This is a genomic window from Campylobacter sp. RM12647 (assembly GCF_020138135.1).
Lineage (GTDB): Bacteria > Campylobacterota > Campylobacteria > Campylobacterales > Campylobacteraceae > Campylobacter_E.
The window spans coordinates 1-23,429 of sequence record NZ_JACGAS010000026.1; the positions used below are offsets into that span (position 1 = coordinate 1).

Genomic DNA, 23,429 nt, shown 5'->3' on the forward strand with positions numbered 1-23,429 from the left:
AATAAATTTTTAGAAGTTAGCCAAAATGCAGTGCTTAGTAAAGAAGAGATGTTAAACTCAAGGCTAGGAGTAAGGCTTGATAGCGAGATAAATGAATATAATTTATTGCAAATTACTAGCGTAGAACTTAGTGCTAAAGGAGATGATATTAGCGATGAAATGTATGAAGCTCATAATACTATTTCAAAGGATTTAAGTGATACTATTTTAAAGGATAAAAATAAAGATGGTTCATTAACGCTAGATGAACTTATGTTAAATGAGAGTAAAGAAAAATATTTAGAAGAATTAGAAAATCTATATAAATACACTGAAAAAAATCAAATTGATAAAAAGCCTAAAATAGATTTAAGACTAAAAGAATACGCTATTAATGAAGAAAACAATCACATAAGAAAACTAAAGCAAGATATAAAATTATTTAAAAACTCAAATTCTTTAAAAATAAATGAAGATAAAGAAAAAGAATTAAAAGACAAAAATAATTTAGAAGAATTTTGTGAGTTTAGCATAAAGCTAATTGATGAGCTAAAAGCTTATAAATTACTAGATTTAAAAGCTTAGAAAGGTCTTTAAAATGCTAAAAACAATATTTTATATAATGATTTTTTTAATATTTTTTATTATTGGTTTTTTAGTTTTTTTAAGTTACGGCAAAGCTGATGGTAATATCATAAATATTGTTAGCTTATCAATTGATAAAATAGAAGAAAAACTTATTAAAAATAATTATTGCAATTCTAAAGAAGATTGCGGTAATAAAACTTATATTTTATACGATTCGTCTTTTAATAATATTCATTTAAATATTTATAACAATGTAGATAGAACTACAAGCAATGAAATTTGTAGTATGATGAAAAACATAAAAACACAAAATAAGCATATAGATTTTTATCTTGAGTTTTTTGAGTATTCTAAAGATGAGTATTATCAAGGATATAACAACAATAATCAAGCAATAAAACAAAAAGCATTTTATAAGTGTAAATATTAATAAGATTTAAAAGGAAAGGACTTTTTAAGCCATTTCCTTGATAATTTTAGAATTATTTATTTAAAAAAGTTTTTAAACTATTATATCTTTCACAACCCATACTAGATTGAGCATCACAAGCTCTTTTGTAATAACTTAAGGCTTTTTGTGGATTTGTTTCTAAACCATAATTTTTACCATCTTTTAAAACCAATCCATCTCCTGCTACAACGCAAAATTTGTTATGAGATGATTCGTTTTTTACTATTATATTTGGTAATTCGCATAATTTACTTATAGCTTTTTGAGCATCAATATAGGCTTCTTTAATATCAATTAATTGTTCTTTCACTAATTTTACATTAGCAATAGCTGTCATTAAACAACCACTAAAATTATCTTTAGCACATAAATCTTTTGAGTATTGATAACAAGCTTTCAAATCTTCTTTGCAGTATTCATCAAGCTCAAAAGCACAATTTGATTGGTCTTGATTTTTACAAGCTTTATCAATATTACTAATATCAACAGCAAATAAGCCTGAAATTAAAGCTAAACTTAATAATATCTTTTTCATAAACTCTCCTTAAAAATAATTTGAATTATATTGATTTATGAATTAATTTCTAATTAAATAATTACTATTGAATGAATTAAAATATTAAATATTTAAAGCTACTTAATACTTATTATTTGTTTATTTAAATAAGGAACACATTTTGCTCTTGTTTAATTATTATAAATTAAAGGAGAGCAAATGTTAATAAATAATAGGATTGTTCTTAGTTCTTTTACTAAGACAAATAACTTAAATGATAATAAAAAAGCTTCATTTGAAGAAGCTTTACAAGCTCAAAGTAAAGCAGCAAGCAATATAAATGATGAATTAATTAATAAGTGTATATCAAATTCTAAAGATGATTTTGCTTGGATGCACTATGGAAATTGTTTATTTTTTCCCACAGAATGGCATACTCCTAGAAAAGATAAAGAATTAGATAGCGAGTATTTAAATAGAATTCCTAAAGAAGATGTAGGGGTAATGATGTTTTTAGAAGCTTGTGGGATAGTTGAGACTAAAAAACTAGAATCAGTTAAAAATAATTTAGATTATGAAGGTTTAAAAGTAGCAGAAGAAATCATAGAGAACTATCAAATCACACCTGATTTGGAGTTAAAAATAATTGAATTTGCTAAAAAATCATCAAAAGAATTTATGAATAAATTTGATTTACCATCAGGTAGCGTAGGGCTTGATCACCCTAAATTACAAGCTATTTTTAAAAAACATGGAATTTCAATGGATGAATTTGTAGATAAAGAAAAGCTAATGCAACAAAGCTTTAAATTTGATTTTGATAAAGAAAAAGATAAATTATTAGATGAATTAATGAAAATTAGTGATAACTCTAAGGCAAGATTAGGAATTAGCTAATTCCTAATTAGCTTTATTTGTTTAGGCTTAATGCTTATTAAGTTTATTTGTTGATTTAAAAATATTCTCAAATTTTTTAATGTAAGCTAATTGATTATGTTAAATCTAAAATATTTTTTTAATAATTATAGATACTTAAACAAATCATATAAATTTTTACAATATTAAGTATTTTTTAAGAATGGGGGGGGGGTATTATTTTCTTTTTTATCAAAAAAGGAGAATGAATGAAGAAATTATTGTTTTCAACACTTTGTTTAGGTGCTTTAGGTGTAGCTGCTAATGCGGGAACTTATTCTGGTATTAATTTTGGCTTTTTATCTACTTCAAAAACAATGTTTATTATCAATAATAAAGAATATTTAGGCAATAATAATTGGGATATTAATGGCTATATTAGAACTTATAAAGAGCACGAAAGAGATTCTGAATTTGTTTGGAGTTTTGAGGCTAATTATTTTTGGAATAATTACAAAGATAGATTTGATGACTTAATTCCAATTATAAGAAATAATCAATTTGATTTTAGTGTTTTGATTGGTTATGGAATGTATGTTAATGATGAATATGAAGATGAGCTTAGTTTGAACTTAATGGGTGGTCTTGCGTATCATAATATGGGTATTAGAGGCGGTGCTATTTATGATATTAAGGGATTAAAATTTGGTTTAAGTGCCTTATCAAAACCATTTGATACAAAAAAATATATGGTAACTCTTGATGCTTATTATAATTTTTATTTAAGTAATAATTATTTTAGAGATGTTCAAAATGAATTTGGTGTGAAAAAGAATAGAAATGCTTATGATATATCTTTAGGTATGTTGTTTAATACTACACCATCTCGTTATAGCCCTTATGTTAGCACTAAAGTGGGTGTTAAAGATAATTTATTTTCACAAAAGAATAATAACCTTTATATAAATCTTGGTTTAGGTTTTCATTTTTAATTTAACTAATAATTTATAAATTTCGTGCTTTTTGGCACGGAATTTAAATCTAAAATTCGTTTTTTAAATTCCTTTATTATTCGCTTTAATTTTAAAGGAATTTAAAATATGAATTATAAAAATATAAAAAATTAAAAAAACCTTTTTTAAGAAAAATGAAATTCTTAGTCAAATTATCTTTTTTAGTGATTAATTTTGAATTTGTATATTTTATAAATTACTTTAGAGAAAAAAGGGCTTAAATTGTAAAGGTCATTTAAGAAGTTATATATCGCTTTATAAAATTAACAATATAAAAAATTATTGTAAAATAAGAAAAAAGGATAAAAAATGGTAGCTCAATATACGGAAATACAAAATAAAGAAAATATAAATAAAGATTATATTGAAATAGGCATTGGGCTTAGCTTGGTTGATAATCTTAAACCATCTGAATATTTTAAACAAACTTTAACAACAGCAAAAACATATCAAGAATTAGAAATTAGCATTAAAACATATTATCAAAATAAAAAACTTGATATTCAACAAATATGTGAAAAAGAATGCGATTTGGTATCTATAAATATTGCTAAGTTTTTAGACAATAATAGCTTTAGATTTTCTCCGATTGCTTTAAAAATTATTCATAAAAATATATTTCAAGATGCTTTTGTTCAAGGGCTTGAAAAATATGTTGGTGTTTTTAGAGATGTAAATATTGCTAAAAATGAAGATATTTTAGGGGGAGATAAAAGCGTAGAATATGTTGATTTTAATGAGATTAGCGATACTCTTGAATATGATTTTGATAAGGAAAAAAAGAAAAATTATCTTCTAATGAGTAAAGAAGAACAAGTTTTAAATATAGCAAAATTTATAAGTGATATTTGGCAAATTCATCCATTTCGCGAAGGTAATACTAGAACAATCGCTGTTTTTGCAATCAAATATCTACAAAGCAAAGGTTTTGAAGCTAATAATGATATTTTTAAAAACAACTCAAAGTATTTTAGGGACGCATTAGTTTTAGCTAACTATGAGAATATTAAAAATAATATAAAAAGCGATTTTTCGTATTTAGAAAGTTTTTTTAATAAATTTATATTGAATAAACAAGTAGAATTAAAAAAACTACCTTACGATAAAAAATAATCATTTAATAGTAGATAAAGTATCTTTATAAAATAACAATAAGATAAAATTCAAATTAATTTGCTTGAAATTCTAAGGAATTTAAAATAGGAATTTAAATATCTAAATCCTAAGATTTAGATATTTATTAATTACGCTAGAGCTTTTTCTAAAGCGTCAAAATTAGGTAGTTCTGTAATTTCAGCACAAACTTCGCTATAAACTATTTTTCCACCTTTTTGAACAAAAACAGCTCTAGTTGTAAGTCCTTCTAAAGCACCTTCTTGTATTCTACAGCCGTAGTTTTTAACAAATTCGCCGTATCTAAAATCACTAACTGGAATTATATTTTCTAAGCCTTCAGCAGTGCAAAATCTTGCAAAAGCAAAAGGTAAATCCATACTTACAACATAAACTTTCATTCCAAGTTTGTTAGCTTTTACATTAAATTCTCTAGCTTCTTTAGCACATACACCTGTATCAATACTAGGAACGCTTACTATGATAGCGTCTTCATTTAGATTAATTACGCTTAAATCTTTACCTACTACTTTAGTATCTTTAATACTATCTCCTAGCTTAATTGCTTCACTAATTGCAACAGGGCTACCTTTAAAATTAACTTTCATAAAATCTCCTTTTTTAAAAATAAGACAAAATTATTCCTATTTTTGGTTACAAAATGATAACTCAAAATATAAGGAATTTAAAATGTGATTTAATAATACAAAAAATAATATATTTTTACTATTTTTTTTAAAAAATATAGCTGTTTATTGTCTAAAAATATTTAGTATTCATCGTTTTTTTATTTTAGGAGAAGATTATGAAAAAGATTTTATATTCTGTTTTAACTTTAGGGTTTTTAAGTTCTTATGCTAACGCTTACAATCATACGGGAATTGAGTTTGGCGTGGGAAGTGATAATGTATTAAATTCTAATATTTATTATAAAAATTATAACAATATAGATGATTTAGTATATAGTGCAAATATAAGCGTATCAAAGCAAGAGAGCAAAACTTATTATGGTAAGTATAAATATAACATTTATTCATTTGGTGCTTTAGGTGGTTATGCGATTGGCTTACCTTATCAAGAATTAGATGATGCGTTAAATATATTAGCCGGAGCTTATTATTACTCAATAAAGCCAAAATATGATGGTATTTCAAGCTCTACTTTAAATGGATTTGGTATTCAAGCTGGAGTGCATTATTCTGTAAAAATTATTGATAATGTAACAGCAGGTGGAGAAATATTTTTGCATCATGATTTTAAAGATTTAAATAGCACATATATTAGTGCTGGTGTTGAGGGAATTTATGATATTAATGAGAGCTTATATGTAAATGCTAAATTAGGCTATCAAGGTAGAAGTAATTTTTCTAACTCAAATCTATTAGTTGGTATAGGATATAACTTCTAATACATTATGCTTTTAAGATAAAGTCCGCTTGGTTTTGCAAGGGTTCTTGAGTGAATTTCCTTGCAAGCTAATTGTTCTTTTAATTCAACTATACTTAATTTTTTTTCATTTATTTTAAGTAAAAAATCAACCATCAATCTAATCTGACCCCTTAAAAATCCATTAGCAAAAAAGTTCAAAACAACCAAATCTTTATACTTATAAATTCTAGTTTTATAAATAGTTCTAATGCTATTTTTATCATCATCAAGGCTTAAGCAAAAATTAGCAAAATCATGCTCTCCTTCATATACTTTTAAAGCGTTTTTTAATAATTGAATATCAATTTCTTTTGCGTAATCACAGCAATATGCTTTATTAAAGGCGTTAAAATAAGGCGAGATTATATATCTATAGCTTCTAAGTTTTGCATCAAATCTAGGTTCAAATTCGCATTCTTTTATATGTTTTATATAAATACCATTTAGAGTATTGTTGAGTTTTTTTAATACAAAATCTTTATTTAATTTATAACTTGAACTAATTCTTGCCACATTACAATTTGCATGCACTCCTTTATCAGTCCTACTAGCAAATATACTAGGCTTAAATATCCCAACACATTTTAAAGCATTATCAAGTGTATTTTGAACGCAAGTTAAATTTGGTTGCTTTGCTGAACCAAAAAATCTTGAACCATCATAACTTAAGATTAGTTTGTATGTAAATTCTTTAGTATTTTTACACAAATTTTTGCCTTTTTTTATATATTTTTAATTTTTATTTATACAAATTTTTAAAAATTATTATAGAATGAAAGTTTTAACCTTAAAAAACCAAAAAAAGGGCTTATTTTGAATAATACATTTTCTAAAATTGGATTTATTTTAGCAGTTGCTGGTTCTGCTGTTGGACTTGGAAATGCGTGGAAATTCCCTACAATGGTAGGAACTAATGGTGGTTCAGCCTTTGTAATGCTGTTTATTTTGCTTACTTTAGGCGTTGGATTTGTTATATTTTTGTGCGAGTTATATATTGGTAAAGCATCAAGGCTAGACCCTGCTAGTGCTTATTATTTTTTAGCACCTAAGTATAAAAAATCTTGGTCTTTAGTAGGCTTTACAATGATTGGGGCTTTATTAATCGTTAGTTTTTATAGTGTGATTATTGGCTGGATAATTTATTATATTTATTATTCACTATCTACTATTTTTAATATAAATACACTTAGCACTCAAATTGCTGATAATAAAGAGCTTTTTATTAATTTAGTGGAAACTAATTTAAGTGCTTTGATAATATGTTTTAGTATAGTGTTTTTTATAGCCTTTTACACGGTGGCAAAAGGTGTTAAAAATGGTATTGAAAAGCTAAATGTATTTATGATGCCAACATTATTTATAATGCTTTTATTAATGCTTTGCTATAGCTTTACTCAAGATGGTTTTAAAGACGCTTTTAATTTCTTATTTATGCCTGATTTTAGCAAGATTAATCAAGATTCTTTTTTAGACGCTTTAGGACTTGCTTGTTTTTCTTTAAGTATTGGAGCAGGTAGCATTATTACTTATTCAGCTAGCTTACCTGAAAGAACTAATTTTGTAAGTTCAACTTTTTATATAATTTTTATAAATCTTTTAATAGGTCTTATGATGGGGCTTATTGTATTTAGTTTTATTTTTGAGTTTAATGCTGACCCTAGCGCACAAGGTCCTGGGCTTATTTTTATTTCTTTGATTTCGCTTTTTGCAAAACTTGGACTTTTAGGCAAAATATTAGCTGTTACATTTTTTATAGCTTTATTTTTTGCAGGGATTACTAGTGCGGTTTCAATGATAGAGCCTTTTGTATTTTATCTAATAAATAAATTCAATTTCTCAAGAATAAAAGCTATTGTTTTAATTGGGGTAGTTGTGTATATTTTAGGGCTTTTATGTATATTTTCAGGCATTGAAGCTTATAAAAATAATTTAACATTTTTTGGAATGAATTTCTTTGATATTTTAGATAATGTTAGCTCAAATATCATTATGCCTTTTGGCTCATTTATGGCTGCAATTTTTGTTGGGTTTTTTATTAGCAAGCAAGATTTAAAAGAAACCTTTATCCCTTATATGGGTGAGCTTGGTTTTAAAATATGGATATTTTTTGCAAGATTTGTTGCACCTATTGCTGTGCTTGTTATTGTGTATTTTAAATTTAAAGGATAAAAATGAGAGAACAATTTTCTAAAATTGGCTTTATTTTAGCGATGGCAGGTTCTGCTGTTGGACTTGGAAATGCGTGGAAATTCCCTACAATGGTAGGAACTAATGGTGGTTCTATTTTTATATTTCTTTATTTGGTTTTAACATTTTTAGTAGCTTTTATGGTTTTTTTAGGAGAGCTTAGTATTGGTAAAATTACTCAAAAAGACGCTGTGAATGCTTTTAGCGATTTAGCAAAATCTAATAAAAAAGCTTGGGGATTTGCAGGATTTTTTATGATGGGAGCTATTTTAATAGTTTGTTTTTATAGCGTTGTAATAGGCTGGATTTTAAAATACATTTATTCTAGTTTTTTTGCTTTACCAAATTCTGTTAGCGAAGCTGGAGATTTATTTGGTAATTTATTGACAAAAGACTTATTATCTCAAATTATTTGCTTTAGCATAGTGTTTTTTATGATTTTTTGGGTTGTTAGTAAAGGAATTAAAAGTGGCATTGAAAAAATGAATGTATGGATGATGCCAAGTTTGTTTATATTATTAATTTTAATGCTTTTATATAGTTTTACTTTTGATGGATTCGTTAAGGCGTTTAGCTTTTTGTTTAAGCCTGATTTTTCTGTTTTATTTGTTGAAGATAAACTTAATATAAAATTAATTTTAGACGCTTTAGGGCTAAGCTTTTTTAGTCTTTCTATGGGTGTTTGCGTGGTTTTAACTTACGCTGCTAGTTTGCCAGAAAATATAAATGTGATTAAATCAACTTTATCAATTATTTTTATAAATATTTTAGTTGGTATTATGATGGGGCTTATTGTATTTACCTTTGTTTTTGAATATGGAGCAAATGCAAGCGAGCAAGGGCCAGGACTTATATTTGTAAGCCTTATGAGTTTATTTTCAAATCTTGGAATTATTGGAAATATACTTGCGATTGCATTTTTTATAGCATTACTCTTTGCTGGGCTTACTAGTGCTGTTTCAATGATTGAACCTTTTGCTTTTTATTTAATAAATAAATTTGGAATTTCAAGAAAACTTGCTCTAATTTATATAGGTATTTTTGTTTATATTATGGGGATATTTTGCATATTAGGTTTTAATAATGAATATTCTTCAATTTTTACATTTTTTGATAAAAGTATATTCGATATATTAGATTATTTAACTTCTAATATTTTAATGCCATTATCAGCGATTATTACTTGTATTTTCGTAGGATTTTTCGTAGAAGTGAATAAACTTAAAAACTTATTTATTCCTTATATGGGTGAGTTTGGATTTAAAATATGGTTATTGTTTATAAGATTTATTTGTCCTATTGTAATACTTATAATAATGTTAGAGAATTTAGGTCTAACTAAGTATTTAAAGTCTATGTTTTTTTAAGATATATTTTTAACTAAGACTTATAAAAATTTATTAAAATTTAAAAAAAAGTATAATTTTAAGAATATTTAAAGTTTGGTTTAGTTAGTATTTATATTTCAAACTAAACTCATTTATCCCCGTTAAAACGGGGTAAATATAAAATATATCTTAAATATACCGCTAGTTAAATTAGTAACTTGAGTAGAAAAGTTACTAATTTTAAAAATTATTTCGCTATTATTCATTTAATTTGATATTTTAAGCTTAAATAAAGGATTATTATGAATGCAAATGTATTAGCTCAAATTCAATCTACATTAAAAACTTTAGGCGTGAAAGCTGATGAAAAAGAAATCTACGAAAAAATCAATGCAAAAAAGTTAAAATTAATATGGCTACATTTTAGCGAATGCACAGGCTGTAGTGAGAGCTTTATTAGAAGTGAGAGTATTGGTCTTGATGATTTGATTTTTGATTTTATAGATTTAATCTATCACGAAACTTATATGGCAGCTAGTGGATTTTTGGCTGAAGATTTATTAGAAATTAAAGAGCCATTTTTATTAGTAGTTGAAGGTGCTATTGCTAGTAATGAGTTTTATACAAGTGGTGCTCCAGCTCACTCTGCTTTACATAAATTAAAAGAATTAACCAATCGTGCAAGTTGTGTTTATGCTGTAGGTTCATGCTCATCTTATGGTGGTATTCAAGCAGCTAAGCCAAATCCTACTAATTCTATTAGTATTGAAGATATTTTAGAAGGTGCTGTATTAATTCCTGGTTGTCCTCCAAGTGAGAGCAATATCATTGCTAGTATTTTACATTTTGCGTTTTTTGATAAAGCTCCTACATTAGATGATAATAATCGTCCTGCTTTTGCTTATTCAAAATGCTTACACGATATGTGCGAAAGGAAAATAGCTTTTGAGAGTGGGGAATTTGTTGAAGAATTTGGAGATGAAGCAGCTAAATCGGGCGCTTGTTTGTTTAAAGTAGGGTGTAAAGGACCATATACTTTTAATAATTGTCCTAAGACAAAGTTTAATGCTAAAACTTCTTGGCCGGTTCAAGCAGGACATGGCTGTATTGCCTGTAGTGAAAGAGATTTTTGGGATAATTACGGCGTTTATGAACAATCACTCGCTAGTTCTTACGCACAAACTAAAAGAGCAAGGTGTTATGATGATTTAGCTAGATTTAATAAGAGCGATGAGGTTGTTGTAAAAGATGATGGGATTTATATTAATAATGAATTATCAGCTTTTTTAGAATTTGAAAGTAAAAATCACGCAGAATTATTAAATAAAAACAAATTAGGTGCTAAGTTATTAGCAAATTATAAAGAAAAATTTGGCTTAAACCTTGAAGGAGATAGCGAGATTTTAAATACTTTTAGTGGTGTTTTAATAAGCTCGGCAAATATTTTAGGACTTAAATTAGGCTTAACTGAACTTCTTGATTTAGCTAATAAATATGAAATAGGAATTGCTAGTGGGCTTGATTTTAAATTAGCTAAAAAACCTATTTTAATGGATGTTAGTAAGTCTTTTAGATTGATTTTGATATATCGTTTAGGCGGACTTGATGATATTGCGATTTTGTTTGGTGTTGTTGATAGTATTGCTTCAATGATAGCGAAATCTTTAAAAATGCTAGAGTGTAAGAGTGTAAAGTTTGAAGGAGAATTATTTAAACATCAAATATTAGTTGATAGATTGAATTATCACTTAAGAAATTTCTAAGAATTTGAATTAAGAATTTATTTCTTAATTCTTATAAATATTTATCTAAATTATCTTTATATTTTAGACTTAATCTTAAATAAAGTTCATTTATTTCATTTTTAAATTCTTCGTTTTTATAAGCATTTAAGAAATTGTTTGTATGCAAAATCTCTTTTTTGTTTTCACAATTATCAAGATATAAATCTTTTAAATAAAGTTTAAGGTATTTGACTAAAAGCTCTAATGCTCTAAATATAAAAATTATTATTGGCTCATTTGAGATTTGCTTTACATTTAATAAAAATTGCGCTTTTAAATTATCAAAATCATACTTTATTAAAGGGCAAGGATGAGATGAAAAATCTTTATAAAATAAATCATATAAGCTAATTGCATTTATATCCAAAACCAACCCATCATCATTAACTAGAGCAAAAAACGGATATAGCTTACAAGCTAAAGGACGAAAAGCGCATAAGCCTTTATAAGAGCATTTGACAAAGCATAAAGTGATTGTTTTTTCGCATTTTAATTTGTAAGCAATACTTGCAACTAGACTTAGATTGGTTTTATCTTTAATGTATTCATACTCGCTTTTTAGCATAGGGATTATTACATTAAAGGGCTTATCTGCATTACAGCAATGCCCGTTGCAAGATTTGTAGCAATCTTTAAAATAAATTATTTCTAATTCTTCAAGCTTTTTGAAAAAACTCATCAATAAAAGGCGTTAAATCATTTTGCATAAAGAAAAAATGATTTCCATTAAAGGTAATTAGTTTTGAGTTTTTGATTAAACCTTGCATTTTATTTGCTATGCTAAGTGGTGTTGCAGTGTCGCTTTCTCCCCATAATAGCAAGGTTTTTGTGTTGATTTTGCTAATTTCGTTTTGATAGTCTTCATCAACTACATTTTTAAAAGTCTCATACATAATAGGGCTTAGAGTAGCACCATCTTTACTAGCTAAAAATCTTCTTATATTTTTAAATCCTAATTTATTTAAGCATTTTGCAAGAAAGATTTTTAGCTTTACTTTAGGGCTTTTTGGTAGTTTTAACCCAGCACTAGCACATAAAATCAACGCATCATAATCATTCTTACTAGCCATTAGACAAGCAATTTTGCCACCATAAGAATGACCTAGCAAAATATCAACTTTTATTTCTAATGCTTTTATAAATTCATTTGTCAAATTAAGATAATCAATAGAGTTAAAAGCATAACTTGGCTCATCACTTCCACCAAATCCTGCAAAGTCTAAAAATATCATTTGCTTACAATGTTTGCTTAAAGATTTTGTGAAAAATTGCTCCATTAGTTCTTTATTAGCACCCCAGCCGTGCATTATTAAAGCTACTTTTTCTCCATTTCCTTGTCTTATTAGATAACTTAGCCCGAGATTTTTTATATTAATTCTTGCCATTTTTTTTGTCCTTATAAATAGCTTCTAAAATTACTAAAGCATTTTGTAATTTTTCATATTCGGCAAGGTTTAGCATAACACATTGGAATTTGTTGTTTTTTACTACGAAGACTTTTTTATTTCCTTCAATTTTTTTTAAAATTGCAGAAAAATTACGAACTACATCAGTAGCTGAAAATATCTCATCTTGGCTAAATTTCATATTTTTCCTTTTGTGATTTTAAATAATAAAGCAAAAACTAATCCAAAACCACATTCGCTAAAAATTAGCGAATGTTAGAGCTTTTATTATTTAAATCATATAGGTGTTTAGCCCAAATTGTAATTATACAAAATGCAAAAATTGAGCTAAAAAATATCATTAAATTATATAGTTTTGCATCAAGATATAAGGCACATACAAATGCTATTGCAAATAAAATATAACTTGCTTTTTTATAATCAATACTAAGGCAGATTGCTCCTATTAAATTAATTAATATTATTAACATTTGCTCTCCTTAAATTAATAATTAATCCTAAAATTATAAGTAATATAACAAAGTCAAACATCATTGTTATAAACACAAAACCACTAATACAAATATCAGATATTAATAATGCCAATAAAATAATTAAGCTAATTATCATTAGATTTTTAGTTTTATTTACAAAAATATAGCTAAGAATAATGCTTAATATAAAGCTTATTAAAAATGCAAATTGTTCTACTTGCATATTTTGAGTAAGTTTATTGGCGATAAAATAAATAGCAGTAGCATTTAAAGATGGATAAAACGCTGCATAAGCAATTGCTTTATAAAGTAGATTATCTTTATGTTTTTTACTAGCTAATAATAAAGCTTTGTATATAAATAAGCAAGTAAATATTCCACATAAAAATAAAATAAAATAAAGTTGAAAATCAGCAAACATAACTCTATGAATATTAAAAAATATTTCATAAATTGATGAAAATGCACTTAGTTTGCTTTCTTTTGGAGTTTGTTTTACATTAGCTTCGCTATCAAAAACATAGCTTTTATTACTTTTTGTATTAATTGATGGCATTATATTTTTATCATCATTTAAAGTAATTGCAAATTCTTTTGTGCTTTTATTTAAAACTATTGTTATATTTTTTGTATTTTCTAAATTATTAATAGCTTTGCTAATTAAATTTGTATCAAAAATAAAACTTTTATCACTATTTGTATTTGCGTTACTTGGTGTTTTTGCTTGTTTAGTGGTAGTTGTAGTAAATAATTTTTCTATATCTTTAATGTAATTTATGCCTATTCCACTAAGTGCTAAGATGAATAAAAATGAACCTACAAAAAGTCCAGCAACTATGTGAAAATCAAATAATCTTGCTAAATCATTTTTCACATTAATTTTATTGAAATTCTTTTTATTCCAAATCAAAATCCCACTTATATATAAAAATATTATCCCAGCTGCAAAAATACTAACAATTGCTTCTAAGAAATCTTTAAAACTACCATTAATAGGCAATAATTTATAATGAATGCTAGTTAAAAATTTAGCTCCTAAAGTGCTTGTTTTATTTAGTATATTTTCTCCATCAAAATAGCTTATATTACTTTTTCTTTCGCCTTTTGTTGAATTAGAATTATAATAATTAATCTCATATAAATTATTATAATAACTAGGAGTTTTGATAGATATAAAATCGTAATCTTTATATTTTTCTTGTGCGTAATTAATAGCACTACCTAATCCATTTATATCATTATTTAAGATAGTTTTGCTTTCGTGCAACTTTGGCTGCATATAAAAATCAATTTCATTTCTAAAATAACTAATGGTTCCAAAAAAGGTTATTATAAAAAGTAACCAACAAGCATAAATTCCAATGTAAGAATGTAATTTTCTAAGTGTTTTCATATCTTTCCTAATCTTAGGAATTTCAAATTGAAATTCCTATTGTTTTTAATCATCAAGCACGGTTTTTGTGATAGTTCCGTTATTGTCTATATAAACTTTATAATTGTTATTAAATTTTAGTTTATATCCGTTCCATTCTTTTTCAATTTCCATTAATTTCGCATTTTTTTGATTTTCTTTAGCAAGTTTTAAAACATCTTGCATAATGCTATCAGGAATTGGAGAGTATTTTCCATCTATTTCTTTAATATCTCCAGATTTAGAAAAATCAAGTTCAACTCCACTGCTAAGTTTGATTTCATAAGAATCCCAATCTTTTTCAGCTTTAACTATATTTTCATTTGTAAAATGAGTTTTTACAAAGTCTTGAATATTTTGTGGTAGTTCGCTTGGATTTATATTTGTATCAGCTAATAAACAGCAACTAATTGCACCTAAAAATAAAAGTTTTTTCATACTTTACTCCTTAAAATGATTTGAATCTTGATACTATCAAAATATTGTAATTTTGATTATACCCCCCCCCCGTGTTAATGATTAGCTTTAATTTTATTTAAATAAAAATACAAACTAAGAGCAAAGCAAAACATAATTAAACTCAAAATTTGACCCATAGATAGGCTTAATGCAATAAAGCCTAAATTAAAATCAGGTTCTCTAAAGAATTCACAAATAAATCTAGCTATCCCATACGACATTGCATAAATACAGATTAATTGCCCGTTAAACTTTATTCTCTTTGAAAAAATGTAAATGATAATGAAAATTATTAAACCTTCAGCGAATGCTTCATATAATTGACTAGGGTGTCTTAAGGTATCTCCTACATAAACGCCCCAAGCTACATCAGTTGCTCTGCCAAATAGTTCGTGGTTTAAAAAGTTTCCAATTCTTCCAAATATATACCCTAATGGCACTGATAATGCTACCAAATCAAGTATTTTAAACATATTTTTTTTATATTTTTTAGAATAAAGATAAGTTGTAATTAATGCACCAACTAATGCTCCGTGATAGCTCATTCCAGCAATTCCTACAAATTCGCCATTTACAAACGGATTAAACATTTGCCAAGGATTGCTTAAATAATATAATTTATCATCGCTATAAACTAAAATATATCCTATTCTAGCTCCTAAGATTATGCCTATTTCTATCCAAACGAAATAATTTTCTATTTCTTTTTTGCTAAAGCCAAAGCGTGGAGCAAATTTTTGTCCTATAAATAATGCAATAAGCAGTGCTAGTATGTAGCAAAGTGCGTAATAATGTATTTTAAACATTCCTATGCTAAATGCAACTCTATTGGTATTTTCATAAAAATGTTGCCAAAATTCAAGCATTATTATCCTTTTTTAGAATTTCAAAATATATTAAAAACCACTTAGTTTTTTGCAAGATATTTGATTACCTAAATTACAAGATTTTTCTAAGAATTTTTTACTTAATTTAAATTTACCCATATTTAAATAAGCATTAGCTCCAGCAAAACAAGCTTCTTCATAGCCTTTATTGCAAGTTTGCTCTAAAAGATTGAATGCTTTTTTTGTGTCATTATTTTCTAAATGCACACTTGCTTCAAATATGCAAGCATTAAAGAAATTTTTGTTACAAGCAATGTGAGCGTATTTAATAGCGTTTTCTTTATCTAAAAATCCTTTATAATATCTAGCAGTTGCATAACAAGAGTTTTGATTATTTTCGTTATCACATTGAGCTTTTATGATTTTTAGTGCTTTTGTTGAGTTTTGTTCGTAATTTAATACAAGCTTAGTGCAAGCTAATTCAAAATGATTTTGACAAGCAAGTCTTAAGGCATTAAAAATCGTATAATCATCATCACTAAAAGTAGAAATTGTATAACAAGCTGCCATATTTTTTGCCTTGCATTCATCGTTTATATAGTCTTTTGCTTCTTTTATGTAAGTTATTTTATTTATATTATTTGCTTCATCACAGCCTTTAAAATCATTATTACTACAAGCACTAATTTTTGATAAATATTCATTAACTTTTGCTAAATCAAGAGCGATTTGTGCTTCATTTGCATAAACAAATATTGAAAATATAAGTATTATTAATTTTTTCATATTTACTCCTTAAGGTTTTAGTGTATTGAATTTTAGATAATTTTAATGATTTTTTCTAAAAAAATAAAATATTTAAGGAAAATTTCAGAATATTTTAGGTTGAATAACGCAAATATTTTACAAAAGGAGTTTTTAAATGAGTGTTTTATCATTTGTCTTAACAAACAATTTATTTACAAGCTTCTTCTTCCATCATGCCTTAGGGCATTGAGACTTCATAATACTTTTTTTATCATATTATTTTTTATATTTTTAAACATTTAAACAAAATTAATTTAAAGGAAAATTTATGTTAACAAATCCTGTTTTAATAAGCGTTTTTATAATGCTTGGACTATGTCTATTAAGATTTAATGTATTTTTGGCTATTTTAGTTTCTGGACTAATAGCAGGACTTATGAGTGTTAGTTTTGATGATAATATTTTAGTAGTATTAAAAAATATTATGAATACATTCATAAGTGGTATGAGTGGCAATTTGCAAACCTCACTTAGCTATGTTTTAGTAGGTGCTTTAGCGGTTGCTGTATCTAGGACTAATTTAACTGCTTATTTAGTTAATTTTATTAGTAAAAAGATGTCAGATAAAAGAATTTTATTGCTATTTTCTTTAGCTATAATTTCAAGCTTTTCTCAGAATTTAATTCCAATTCACGTAGCATTTATTCCGATTTTAATCCCACCAATGCTAAGTCTATTTAATAAGCTGAAAATTGACAGGCGTGCTGTAGCTTGTGCGGTAACATTTGGGCTTACAACGCCTTATATGACTTTACCTGTGGGATTTGGTCTTATATTCCAAGATATAATTACTCAATCGCTAAATGATAATGGAGTAAAAGTTACTCAAAGTGATGTTGCTGGTGTTGTTTGGCTTATGTTTTTTATAATGTTTTTTGGTCTTCTTGCTTCATTTATTTATTATAGAAAACCTAAAGCATATCAAGAGCTTGAAACAAAATATGAAAACTTAGATAATATTAGTTTTGGTAAAAAAGAACTAATGGTAATGATAGGTTTATTAATTACTTTAACTACTCAAATACTTGTTGGTTCTTTACCGCTTTCGGCTTTACTTGGCTTTTTATTTATTTGTGTAAGCGGTGGAGTTGAGTATAAAAAAATTGATGAAGTGTTTTTGGGTGGATTTTCTTTAATGGGTTATGTGGCATTTATTATGTTAATTGCTTGTGGTTTTGGAGCTGTTTTACAAAGCACAGGAGCTATTAAAGAAATAGTTGATTTTACTTTAAGTATTACTACTAATAAATTGATAATAGCGTTTGGAATGATGTGTATAGGATTATTAATTACTCTTGGAATTGGAAGTTCGTTTGGAACTGTTCCTATTATTGCGACTTTATTTGTGCCAATTTGCACGGCTTTAGGTTTTAGTGCTGAAAGTATTATTTTCATTATTGCTTGTGCTGGTGCAGTTGGAGATACAGGTAGTCCTGCTAGTGAAGCAACTTTAGGAATTACCGTTGGGCTTAATGCTGATAATCAAAGTGATCACATAAAAGATGTATGTATCCCTACATTTATATTCTATAATATACCTTTAGTAGTAGGCGGTGCTTTAATAGCTTATTATTTATAATTTGCCTTATTTTAGGCAAGTTATTTTAAACAACTGCTTTTGCGGTTGTTTATTTTTAAATATATTAATCTTATAAATTTATATAATTTCGCTAAGGATTTAAATTCCACAAGAAAAAACATTAAAACATATTTTATAAAAAGAATAATCAAAAAAGAATAATTAAAATGGTGACCCCGATTGGACTTGAACCAACGACTTTTACCATGTCAAGGTAACACTCTACCACTGAGTTACGGGGTCATTGTGTATAATTTTAGCAATATTTTGTGAATAAATTATTTTTTTCTTGACATTTTAAAAAAGTTAATATATAATGCGACCTTTCTTATAAAACATTTTCGGGGTGTAGCGCAGTCTGGTTAGCGCACTTGGTTTGGGACCAAGGGGCCGAAGGTTCGAATCCTTTCACCCCGACCACTTCTTTATTATTTCATTTATGGTGAGTGTAGCTCAGTCGGTTAGAGCATCAGATTGTGGTCCTGAGGGTCGTGGGTTCGATTCCCATCACTCACCCCACTTTTTTAAAAAATCATATTTTAGTTTTGTTGCGTTAGTAGCTCAATGGATAGAGCAACAGACTTCGGATCTGTAGGTTGTGGGTTCGACTCCTACCTAGCGTACCACTTTGTATTTTTCGCTAATTATTTAAGTAGTATTTTTAACCATATTCATAAATGTTGTAGTTTTATTATTAAATGCCAATGGTATATTTTTTGGAATAATCACAAACAAAATTAGATATTGAAATTAAATAAGTATAAAAATTAAAATATAAAAACATAATTTTGTAGCAATATTTTACAATCAACTTAGATTTTTATAATGCTAAAGTTTGAATTATTGTAATTATTTATATAAGAGTATTGCATAGTAATCATTACTAGATATTTTGTGTATAAAACTTAATATTATTTTTTTAGAATTTAAATTAAGCGAAAGGAGATTTTTAATCTCCTTGATGATAATTTTTTTCTAATTCTATCTCTTCATCTTGAGTGTTGTTTTTAGCCCATTCACACATTGCATCTCTTAGCATTAAATACTTTTTCTTAGACAATTTTTCATTTTCACTTAATTCTCTATCTTCAAGTAATTTAATTTGAAAGAATGTATCATCTTTTTTTGAATACTTTAAAAAGAAATCAACATAATCAAAATAATCCTTATTGCTCTCATAGTTAATAATTTCTTCAATATAAATAGTAGGCCCAAAACCCATATGATTTTGACTAAAATTACCAAAACCTGCCGAATACTCCACCTTAAATGTCATTTGCTCTCCCCATATTTTAATAAAAACTCTTCATACGTGCCAACAAAATCAATAAGCTCACCATTGTTTAAATACCAAATTCTATTTGCATAAGAATTGATTAATTCCCTATCGTGGCTTATACAAATTGCTACTCCATCGTATTCATAAAGTGCTTCACCAAGAGAAATAATAGCTTCAAGGTCAAGATGGTTATTTGGCTCATCAAGTAAGATAAAATTACCCCTTTCAAGCATAATTTTACTTAACATTAATCTGTGCTTTTCACCACCACTTAAATCTTTTGCCATTTTTTCTTGATCGGTTCCGCTAAAGAGCATTCTACCTAAGCATTTACGAATTTCATCAATATCTTTATGTTTTTCACTAATTAAATAGTCATATAGTTTCAAATTTTCACAAATTTTACTTGAGGTATCTTGTGGGAAGTAACTAGGTTCAATTGTAGCACCCATTTTTACCTCTCCATTATCAGGAGAAATTTCATTCATTATAATCTTTGCTAGTGTGCTTTTTCCGGCTCCACTTGCTCCAATTATTGCTATTTTATCACCTTTATTTACTTTAAGATTTAAGTTTTTAAATAGTTGCTTATCATAAGCTTTACTTATATTGTTTAGTTCTAAAACTTCATTACCAATTTCTCTATTACATCTAAATAAAATTGATGGGTCACGCCTACTTGAAATCTCTATTTCGCTTACATCAAGTTTTGCTAAGTTTTTTGCACGACTTGTTGCTTGTCTTGCTTTAGAAGCGTTTGCGCTAAAACGAGCTATAAATTTTTCTAAAGCTTCTTTTTCTTTTAAATTCTTAGCAAGACTTGCTTCTTTTTGTCTTTTAATAAGTGTGCTTTGCATATACCAATCATCGTAATTTCCTGCAAATTCACGAATTTGTTTGAAATCTACATCAAGCATTCTTGTGCAAATACTATTTAAGAAAAATCTATCGTGAGAAATTACAACCATTGTTCCATCGTGGCGTTTTAGTTCATTTTCTAGCCAATTAATAGCGTCTAAATCAAGGTTATTCGTAGGCTCATCTAAAAATAACACATCAGGTTTAGCAAATAATACTTGTGCGATTAGAACTTTAAATTTATCACTTGTTTGAACATTTTTCATAAGTTCATCATAATTATGAAGATTTAAAGAGCTTAATATTTTTTCACATCTAGTATCGTATTCATAATTTGGGTCTTCTTCTGCACAAATCATTTCAAGTTCGCTTAAGCGATTATTTATTTCATCGGTATAATCCGTGCAAGTTGCATATATATTTTCTTTTTCTTTTACTGCATTATAAAGTCTTTTGTTTCCATATAAAACTGCATCTTTTAAACTAAATTCTTCATACGCAAATTGATTTTGCTCTAACACGCCGTATCTTACGCCATTTTCAAAACTAACTTCTCCGCTAGTTGCTTCAAGTTCTCCTGCTATAATTTTTAAAAATGTTGATTTTCCAGCTCCGTTTGCACCGATAAGTCCATATTTTTCGCCTCTTTTTAAGCTTAAATTTACATTTTCAAATAATAATCCCGTAGGGTATCTCATAGTAAGAGATTTGATTTCTACCATTTTTTATCCTTTTTTTATATAATCGTTTCTTTAAAATTTACAAAAGGCTCTACAATCAATGAACTCATTTTTAAGTGAATTAATAATTTCTTTGCCTAGTGCTACTTTTATTTTAGAGATATTAGCACTTATTATTGCACTTTACTTTAAAAAATACAACATAATATCGGTATGTATTTTATTAATAAGTTCTAAAATGATTTATTTATTTTCAGCAAATTATCAAACCCATATTTATGTAAGTTTGTTTATGCCTTTTGCTTTTGCGCTTTTAGTATCTTTAAAAAAAGAGTATGATACTATAAAATGCTTATTACCTATTAGTTTTGTTTTTATTTTATACATAGTATTAGGTATATTTTTATCTCAAAATACTAGCTTTGCATTAAATTCTACTAATAAATTTTTATTTTCAAATTCTTTTATCACTGATTTAGGTTTAGTGTTTTTTCTAGTATTTTTAGTGTATTTATTGATATTAAGATTTTTTATATTTTTTGAAAAAACATTAATTTTTGCGTATATTGGAGCTTATTTTGAATTTATGTTTTTTAAAACTCTTGAAAAAACAGATGTTGGGTTTTTTGAATTTGCTTCTTTAATATTTTTAATCTCTATATTTCTTGAAGGGTATAAATTAGCATTTTTTGATGCTTTAACTCAAGTTTTAAATAGAAGAGCTTATGATAGAACTAGGCTTATTGCTAATGATGTAATAGCGGTATGTGATATAGATTTTTTTAAAAAAGTTAATGATACTTATGGTCATGATGCTGGTGATTTTATATTAAAAAATGTAGCTAAGATATTAAAAGCTAATGTAGATAAAGTTTATAGATTTGGCGGAGAAGAATTTGTAATCGTATATAAAAATCAAGACTTTAAAAATTGTGTAACAAAATTAGATAATATAAGAGAAAATATAGAAAAAGAAATATTTAAATTTAATGAAAAAATTATAAAAGTTACTATTAGTATTGGAGTTGAAATGGTAGAAGATGATAAAATAAAAGCCTTTAAAAACGCTGATGCTAAGTTATATAAAGCAAAAAATTCAGGAAGAAATAGAGTAATATATGAGTAGTGAAAGTAAAAAAGCAACAATTCAAGAATATATAAAAGGCTGGGGGCCTGAATTAGAAATAGGTATTGATGTGGTTGATGAAGAACATAAAATGTTCTTTGAATTAATAGAGCAAGTATTTGAAGCAGCTAATAGTGGTTATAAAGAATTTGAATCTGTATTTCAAGTGGTTTTAAGTCATATTGCTTGGCATTTTAAAAATGAAGAAGATTATATGAAAAGTATGGCTATATATACAAAATATGTAGAAACCCACAGAGATATTCACTCGCAGTGTATATCACAATTAGGTAAGATGAGAGATGCAGTGTTAAAGCAAAATAGTGAAGATGATATGGTATATCAAAAAGAACTTGCAATTAACTTGGCTTATTTTGTTAAAAATTGGCTGATTTTTCATATAGTTGGAGAAGATTATAAAATAGCTAAACAAATTAAATTTATAGAAGCTGGTAATAGTCCTCAAAGAGCATTTGAGATGATAAATGAAAAGATGGATAAAAATATAGAAATTCTAACTATTACCTTATCAAATCTTTTAAAAATTTATGAGATTAGAAACGAGAAATTATTAGAAATTGAAGCAGATATTAAATCAAGTCTTAATAAAAAAGAAAAACAACTGCAAGAACAAATTCAAGAAAATAAGAAAAAATCAATTACAGATGAATTAACAGGATTATTTAATAGGCGACAGGCTATGTTTGTATTAAATAATATATGGAATGAATATCAAGACCCAACCTGTGCTATTATTCAATTAGATTTAGATAAGTTTAAAGAAGTTAATGATACTTATGGACACCATGCAGGAGATTTGGTTTTAAAACAATTTTCAAATGCTGTTAAATATTTTTTTGATACTAATGAATTATGTAATAAGTATAAGTATAACGATAGAGATAGCATACACTTTTGCCGTTTAGGTGGTGATGAATTTTTAGTAATATTACAAAAATATTCTTTAGATGAAGCAGTGGCAATTGCAAATGCTTTACACGCAGTAGTAAATGGTATAGAAGTATTAGACGAGCATAAAAAAGTGATTTGGAAAGGTAGCACAAGTATTGGTGTAGCTTGTAGAAATGCTGATAATAGAGATTTTGAATCAGTATTAAAAGCTGCTGATGCTTATTTATATAAAGCAAAAGAAGATGGTAGAAATTGCGTTCGCTCTATGTTACACGAGATAGGGGGGGGGTATTTCTAGCAGAGTATTTATGAATTAATACCGCTAGTGGAATTTAAAATTAAGAATTTAGAATGCTTTTTTAAATTCTTAATTTTTTTTAAAAAAATTTT

Annotated in this window: 25 protein-coding genes and 4 tRNA genes; 15 read left to right on the forward strand and 14 right to left on the reverse strand. The window is 26.6% G+C overall.

Going from position 1 to position 23,429, the window contains the following annotated elements:
- The coding region (locus tag AVBRAN12647_RS08275) for a hypothetical protein (RefSeq protein WP_336615005.1) at positions 1 to 564 on the forward strand (564 nt) is incomplete at its 5' end.
- A gap of 13 nt (positions 565 to 577) precedes the next feature.
- Entirely contained in the window at positions 578 to 997 is a 420-nt protein-coding gene (locus tag AVBRAN12647_RS08280) for a hypothetical protein (protein ID WP_336615006.1), read from the forward strand.
- Positions 998 to 1,049: 52 nt separating this feature from the next.
- Here the strand turns inward: AVBRAN12647_RS08280 and AVBRAN12647_RS08285 are convergent, their stop codons facing one another.
- Entirely contained in the window at positions 1,050 to 1,553 is a 504-nt protein-coding gene (locus tag AVBRAN12647_RS08285) for a hypothetical protein (RefSeq protein WP_336615007.1), read from the reverse strand.
- Positions 1,554 to 1,733: 180 nt separating this feature from the next.
- Here AVBRAN12647_RS08285 and AVBRAN12647_RS08290 point away from each other — a divergent pair, with 180 nt between their 5' ends.
- From AVBRAN12647_RS08290 to AVBRAN12647_RS08300, 3 genes are all read left to right on the forward strand, one after another.
- Positions 1,734 to 2,411, forward strand: a complete 678-nt coding sequence (locus tag AVBRAN12647_RS08290; RefSeq protein WP_336615008.1) for a hypothetical protein — start codon at positions 1,734 to 1,736, stop codon at positions 2,409 to 2,411.
- 227 nt (positions 2,412 to 2,638) lie between these two features.
- Positions 2,639 to 3,361 (forward strand): hypothetical protein, encoded by a 723-nt coding sequence (locus tag AVBRAN12647_RS08295; RefSeq protein WP_214117432.1) that lies wholly within the window; start codon positions 2,639 to 2,641, stop codon positions 3,359 to 3,361.
- Between the two features lie 330 nt (positions 3,362 to 3,691).
- A complete protein-coding gene (locus AVBRAN12647_RS08300) occupies positions 3,692 to 4,495 on the forward strand; it encodes a Fic family protein (protein WP_214150483.1) in 804 nt (267 codons plus the stop codon).
- Positions 4,496 to 4,626: 131 nt separating this feature from the next.
- Here the strand turns inward: AVBRAN12647_RS08300 and tpx are convergent, their stop codons facing one another.
- Entirely contained in the window at positions 4,627 to 5,103 is a 477-nt protein-coding gene (gene tpx / locus AVBRAN12647_RS08305; protein WP_214117430.1) for a thiol peroxidase, read from the reverse strand.
- A gap of 197 nt (positions 5,104 to 5,300) precedes the next feature.
- Between tpx and AVBRAN12647_RS08310 the strand changes: the two genes are divergently transcribed.
- The gene (locus tag AVBRAN12647_RS08310; protein ID WP_214117429.1) at positions 5,301 to 5,903 is read left to right on the forward strand and encodes a hypothetical protein; all 603 of its coding nucleotides are present in this window, start codon (positions 5,301 to 5,303) and stop codon (positions 5,901 to 5,903) included.
- Here AVBRAN12647_RS08310 and truA read toward each other — a convergent pair.
- Positions 5,900 to 6,631, reverse strand: a complete 732-nt coding sequence (gene truA / locus AVBRAN12647_RS08315) for a tRNA pseudouridine(38-40) synthase TruA (protein ID WP_336615009.1) — start codon at positions 6,629 to 6,631, stop codon at positions 5,900 to 5,902. The genes AVBRAN12647_RS08310 and truA overlap by 4 nt on opposite strands.
- 105 nt (positions 6,632 to 6,736) lie before the next feature.
- On the opposite strand from truA, the gene AVBRAN12647_RS08320 reads away from it, so the two are divergent.
- The 3 genes from AVBRAN12647_RS08320 (at position 6,737) to AVBRAN12647_RS08330 (ending at position 11,201) form a co-directional block, all read left to right on the forward strand.
- A complete protein-coding gene (locus AVBRAN12647_RS08320; protein WP_336614249.1) occupies positions 6,737 to 8,092 on the forward strand; it encodes a sodium-dependent transporter in 1,356 nt (451 codons plus the stop codon).
- 2 nt (positions 8,093 to 8,094) lie between these two features.
- Positions 8,095 to 9,477: a sodium-dependent transporter gene (locus AVBRAN12647_RS08325; RefSeq protein WP_336615010.1), complete on the forward strand. Its 1,383-nt coding sequence runs from the start codon at positions 8,095 to 8,097 to the stop codon at positions 9,475 to 9,477.
- Between the two features lie 263 nt (positions 9,478 to 9,740).
- The gene (locus AVBRAN12647_RS08330) at positions 9,741 to 11,201 is read left to right on the forward strand and encodes a hydrogenase small subunit (protein ID WP_336615011.1); all 1,461 of its coding nucleotides are present in this window, start codon (positions 9,741 to 9,743) and stop codon (positions 11,199 to 11,201) included.
- 31 nt (positions 11,202 to 11,232) lie between these two features.
- Here AVBRAN12647_RS08330 and AVBRAN12647_RS08335 read toward each other — a convergent pair whose 3' ends face one another.
- The 8 genes from AVBRAN12647_RS08335 to AVBRAN12647_RS08370 form a co-directional block, all read right to left on the reverse strand.
- Positions 11,233 to 11,901, reverse strand: coding sequence for a hypothetical protein (locus AVBRAN12647_RS08335; RefSeq protein ID WP_214117424.1), 669 nt, complete (start codon positions 11,899 to 11,901; stop codon positions 11,233 to 11,235).
- Positions 11,879 to 12,607 (reverse strand): alpha/beta fold hydrolase, encoded by a 729-nt coding sequence (locus tag AVBRAN12647_RS08340; RefSeq protein WP_336615012.1) that lies wholly within the window; start codon positions 12,605 to 12,607, stop codon positions 11,879 to 11,881. Before AVBRAN12647_RS08340 ends, AVBRAN12647_RS08335 begins: the two co-directional genes overlap by 23 nt.
- A complete protein-coding gene (locus AVBRAN12647_RS08345; protein ID WP_214117422.1) occupies positions 12,594 to 12,809 on the reverse strand; it encodes a type II toxin-antitoxin system Phd/YefM family antitoxin in 216 nt (71 codons plus the stop codon). The genes AVBRAN12647_RS08340 and AVBRAN12647_RS08345 overlap by 14 nt, the downstream gene beginning before the upstream one ends.
- A gap of 64 nt (positions 12,810 to 12,873) precedes the next feature.
- The gene (locus AVBRAN12647_RS08350; protein WP_214117421.1) at positions 12,874 to 13,098 is read right to left on the reverse strand and encodes a hypothetical protein; all 225 of its coding nucleotides are present in this window, start codon (positions 13,096 to 13,098) and stop codon (positions 12,874 to 12,876) included.
- Positions 13,079 to 14,494: a PepSY-associated TM helix domain-containing protein gene (locus AVBRAN12647_RS08355; protein ID WP_336615013.1), complete on the reverse strand. Its 1,416-nt coding sequence runs from the start codon at positions 14,492 to 14,494 to the stop codon at positions 13,079 to 13,081. Before AVBRAN12647_RS08355 ends, AVBRAN12647_RS08350 begins: the two co-directional genes overlap by 20 nt.
- A 45-nt stretch (positions 14,495 to 14,539) precedes the next feature.
- A complete protein-coding gene (locus tag AVBRAN12647_RS08360; RefSeq protein ID WP_336615014.1) occupies positions 14,540 to 14,950 on the reverse strand; it encodes a PepSY-like domain-containing protein in 411 nt (136 codons plus the stop codon).
- Positions 14,951 to 15,024: 74 nt separating this feature from the next.
- Positions 15,025 to 15,837, reverse strand: a complete 813-nt coding sequence (gene lgt / locus AVBRAN12647_RS08365) for a prolipoprotein diacylglyceryl transferase (protein ID WP_336615015.1) — start codon at positions 15,835 to 15,837, stop codon at positions 15,025 to 15,027.
- A 30-nt stretch (positions 15,838 to 15,867) separates the two neighbouring features.
- The gene (locus AVBRAN12647_RS08370) at positions 15,868 to 16,584 is read right to left on the reverse strand and encodes a hypothetical protein (protein ID WP_214120257.1); all 717 of its coding nucleotides are present in this window, start codon (positions 16,582 to 16,584) and stop codon (positions 15,868 to 15,870) included.
- Between the two features lie 289 nt (positions 16,585 to 16,873).
- Between AVBRAN12647_RS08370 and AVBRAN12647_RS08375 the strand changes: the two genes are divergently transcribed.
- Positions 16,874 to 18,184, forward strand: a complete 1,311-nt coding sequence (locus tag AVBRAN12647_RS08375) for a Na+/H+ antiporter NhaC family protein (RefSeq protein ID WP_214117416.1) — start codon at positions 16,874 to 16,876, stop codon at positions 18,182 to 18,184.
- A gap of 168 nt (positions 18,185 to 18,352) precedes the next feature.
- Here AVBRAN12647_RS08375 and AVBRAN12647_RS08380 read toward each other — a convergent pair.
- A tRNA-Val gene (locus AVBRAN12647_RS08380) sits at positions 18,353 to 18,427 on the reverse strand.
- Positions 18,428 to 18,526: 99 nt separating this feature from the next.
- Between AVBRAN12647_RS08380 and AVBRAN12647_RS08385 the strand changes: the two genes are divergently transcribed.
- From AVBRAN12647_RS08385 to AVBRAN12647_RS08395, 3 genes are all read left to right on the forward strand, one after another.
- Positions 18,527 to 18,604, forward strand: a tRNA-Pro gene (locus AVBRAN12647_RS08385).
- Between the two features lie 22 nt (positions 18,605 to 18,626).
- A tRNA-His gene (locus AVBRAN12647_RS08390) sits at positions 18,627 to 18,703 on the forward strand.
- A gap of 31 nt (positions 18,704 to 18,734) precedes the next feature.
- Positions 18,735 to 18,810, forward strand: a tRNA-Arg gene (locus tag AVBRAN12647_RS08395).
- Positions 18,811 to 19,133: 323 nt separating this feature from the next.
- On the opposite strand, the gene AVBRAN12647_RS08400 is transcribed toward AVBRAN12647_RS08395, so the two are convergent.
- On the reverse strand, positions 19,134 to 19,460 hold the full coding sequence (locus tag AVBRAN12647_RS08400; RefSeq protein ID WP_214117415.1) for a hypothetical protein: 327 nt from the start codon (positions 19,458 to 19,460) through the stop codon (positions 19,134 to 19,136).
- On the reverse strand, positions 19,457 to 21,043 hold the full coding sequence (locus AVBRAN12647_RS08405) for an ABC-F family ATP-binding cassette domain-containing protein (protein ID WP_214117414.1): 1,587 nt from the start codon (positions 21,041 to 21,043) through the stop codon (positions 19,457 to 19,459). Before AVBRAN12647_RS08405 ends, AVBRAN12647_RS08400 begins: the two co-directional genes overlap by 4 nt.
- Positions 21,044 to 21,101: 58 nt before the next feature.
- On the opposite strand from AVBRAN12647_RS08405, the gene AVBRAN12647_RS08410 reads away from it, so the two are divergent.
- Positions 21,102 to 22,127 (forward strand): GGDEF domain-containing protein, encoded by a 1,026-nt coding sequence (locus tag AVBRAN12647_RS08410; protein WP_214120258.1) that lies wholly within the window; start codon positions 21,102 to 21,104, stop codon positions 22,125 to 22,127.
- The gene (locus AVBRAN12647_RS08415) at positions 22,120 to 23,337 is read left to right on the forward strand and encodes a GGDEF domain-containing protein (RefSeq protein ID WP_214117412.1); all 1,218 of its coding nucleotides are present in this window, start codon (positions 22,120 to 22,122) and stop codon (positions 23,335 to 23,337) included. Before AVBRAN12647_RS08410 ends, AVBRAN12647_RS08415 begins: the two co-directional genes overlap by 8 nt.
- Positions 23,338 to 23,429 lie beyond the last annotated feature (92 nt).

What these genes read in the sequence shown, in the direction of transcription:
- AVBRAN12647_RS08375 (WP_214117416.1), top strand. Translation starts at nt 16,874, where the DNA reads ATGTTAACAAATCCTGTTTTAATAAGCGTTTTTATAATGCTTGGACTA.
- AVBRAN12647_RS08280 (WP_336615006.1), top strand. Translation starts at nt 578, where the DNA reads ATGCTAAAAACAATATTTTATATAATGATTTTTTTAATATTTTTTATT.
- AVBRAN12647_RS08355 (WP_336615013.1), bottom strand. Translation starts at nt 14,494, where the DNA reads ATGAAAACACTTAGAAAATTACATTCTTACATTGGAATTTATGCTTGT.
- AVBRAN12647_RS08350 (WP_214117421.1), bottom strand. Translation starts at nt 13,098, where the DNA reads ATGTTAATAATATTAATTAATTTAATAGGAGCAATCTGCCTTAGTATT.
- AVBRAN12647_RS08410 (WP_214120258.1), top strand. Translation starts at nt 21,102, where the DNA reads ATGAACTCATTTTTAAGTGAATTAATAATTTCTTTGCCTAGTGCTACT.
- AVBRAN12647_RS08290 (WP_336615008.1), top strand. Translation starts at nt 1,734, where the DNA reads ATGTTAATAAATAATAGGATTGTTCTTAGTTCTTTTACTAAGACAAAT.
- AVBRAN12647_RS08285 (WP_336615007.1), bottom strand. Translation starts at nt 1,553, where the DNA reads ATGAAAAAGATATTATTAAGTTTAGCTTTAATTTCAGGCTTATTTGCT.
- AVBRAN12647_RS08360 (WP_336615014.1), bottom strand. Translation starts at nt 14,950, where the DNA reads ATGAAAAAACTTTTATTTTTAGGTGCAATTAGTTGCTGTTTATTAGCT.
- AVBRAN12647_RS08345 (WP_214117422.1), bottom strand. Translation starts at nt 12,809, where the DNA reads ATGAAATTTAGCCAAGATGAGATATTTTCAGCTACTGATGTAGTTCGT.
- AVBRAN12647_RS08330 (WP_336615011.1), top strand. Translation starts at nt 9,741, where the DNA reads ATGAATGCAAATGTATTAGCTCAAATTCAATCTACATTAAAAACTTTA.
- AVBRAN12647_RS08310 (WP_214117429.1), top strand. Translation starts at nt 5,301, where the DNA reads ATGAAAAAGATTTTATATTCTGTTTTAACTTTAGGGTTTTTAAGTTCT.
- AVBRAN12647_RS08300 (WP_214150483.1), top strand. Translation starts at nt 3,692, where the DNA reads ATGGTAGCTCAATATACGGAAATACAAAATAAAGAAAATATAAATAAA.
- AVBRAN12647_RS08400 (WP_214117415.1), bottom strand. Translation starts at nt 19,460, where the DNA reads ATGACATTTAAGGTGGAGTATTCGGCAGGTTTTGGTAATTTTAGTCAA.
- AVBRAN12647_RS08415 (WP_214117412.1), top strand. Translation starts at nt 22,120, where the DNA reads ATGAGTAGTGAAAGTAAAAAAGCAACAATTCAAGAATATATAAAAGGC.
- AVBRAN12647_RS08340 (WP_336615012.1), bottom strand. Translation starts at nt 12,607, where the DNA reads ATGGCAAGAATTAATATAAAAAATCTCGGGCTAAGTTATCTAATAAGA.
- AVBRAN12647_RS08295 (WP_214117432.1), top strand. Translation starts at nt 2,639, where the DNA reads ATGAAGAAATTATTGTTTTCAACACTTTGTTTAGGTGCTTTAGGTGTA.
- AVBRAN12647_RS08325 (WP_336615010.1), top strand. Translation starts at nt 8,095, where the DNA reads ATGAGAGAACAATTTTCTAAAATTGGCTTTATTTTAGCGATGGCAGGT.
- tpx (WP_214117430.1), bottom strand. Translation starts at nt 5,103, where the DNA reads ATGAAAGTTAATTTTAAAGGTAGCCCTGTTGCAATTAGTGAAGCAATT.
- AVBRAN12647_RS08335 (WP_214117424.1), bottom strand. Translation starts at nt 11,901, where the DNA reads ATGAGTTTTTTCAAAAAGCTTGAAGAATTAGAAATAATTTATTTTAAA.
- AVBRAN12647_RS08370 (WP_214120257.1), bottom strand. Translation starts at nt 16,584, where the DNA reads ATGAAAAAATTAATAATACTTATATTTTCAATATTTGTTTATGCAAAT.
- lgt (WP_336615015.1), bottom strand. Translation starts at nt 15,837, where the DNA reads ATGCTTGAATTTTGGCAACATTTTTATGAAAATACCAATAGAGTTGCA.
- AVBRAN12647_RS08405 (WP_214117414.1), bottom strand. Translation starts at nt 21,043, where the DNA reads ATGGTAGAAATCAAATCTCTTACTATGAGATACCCTACGGGATTATTA.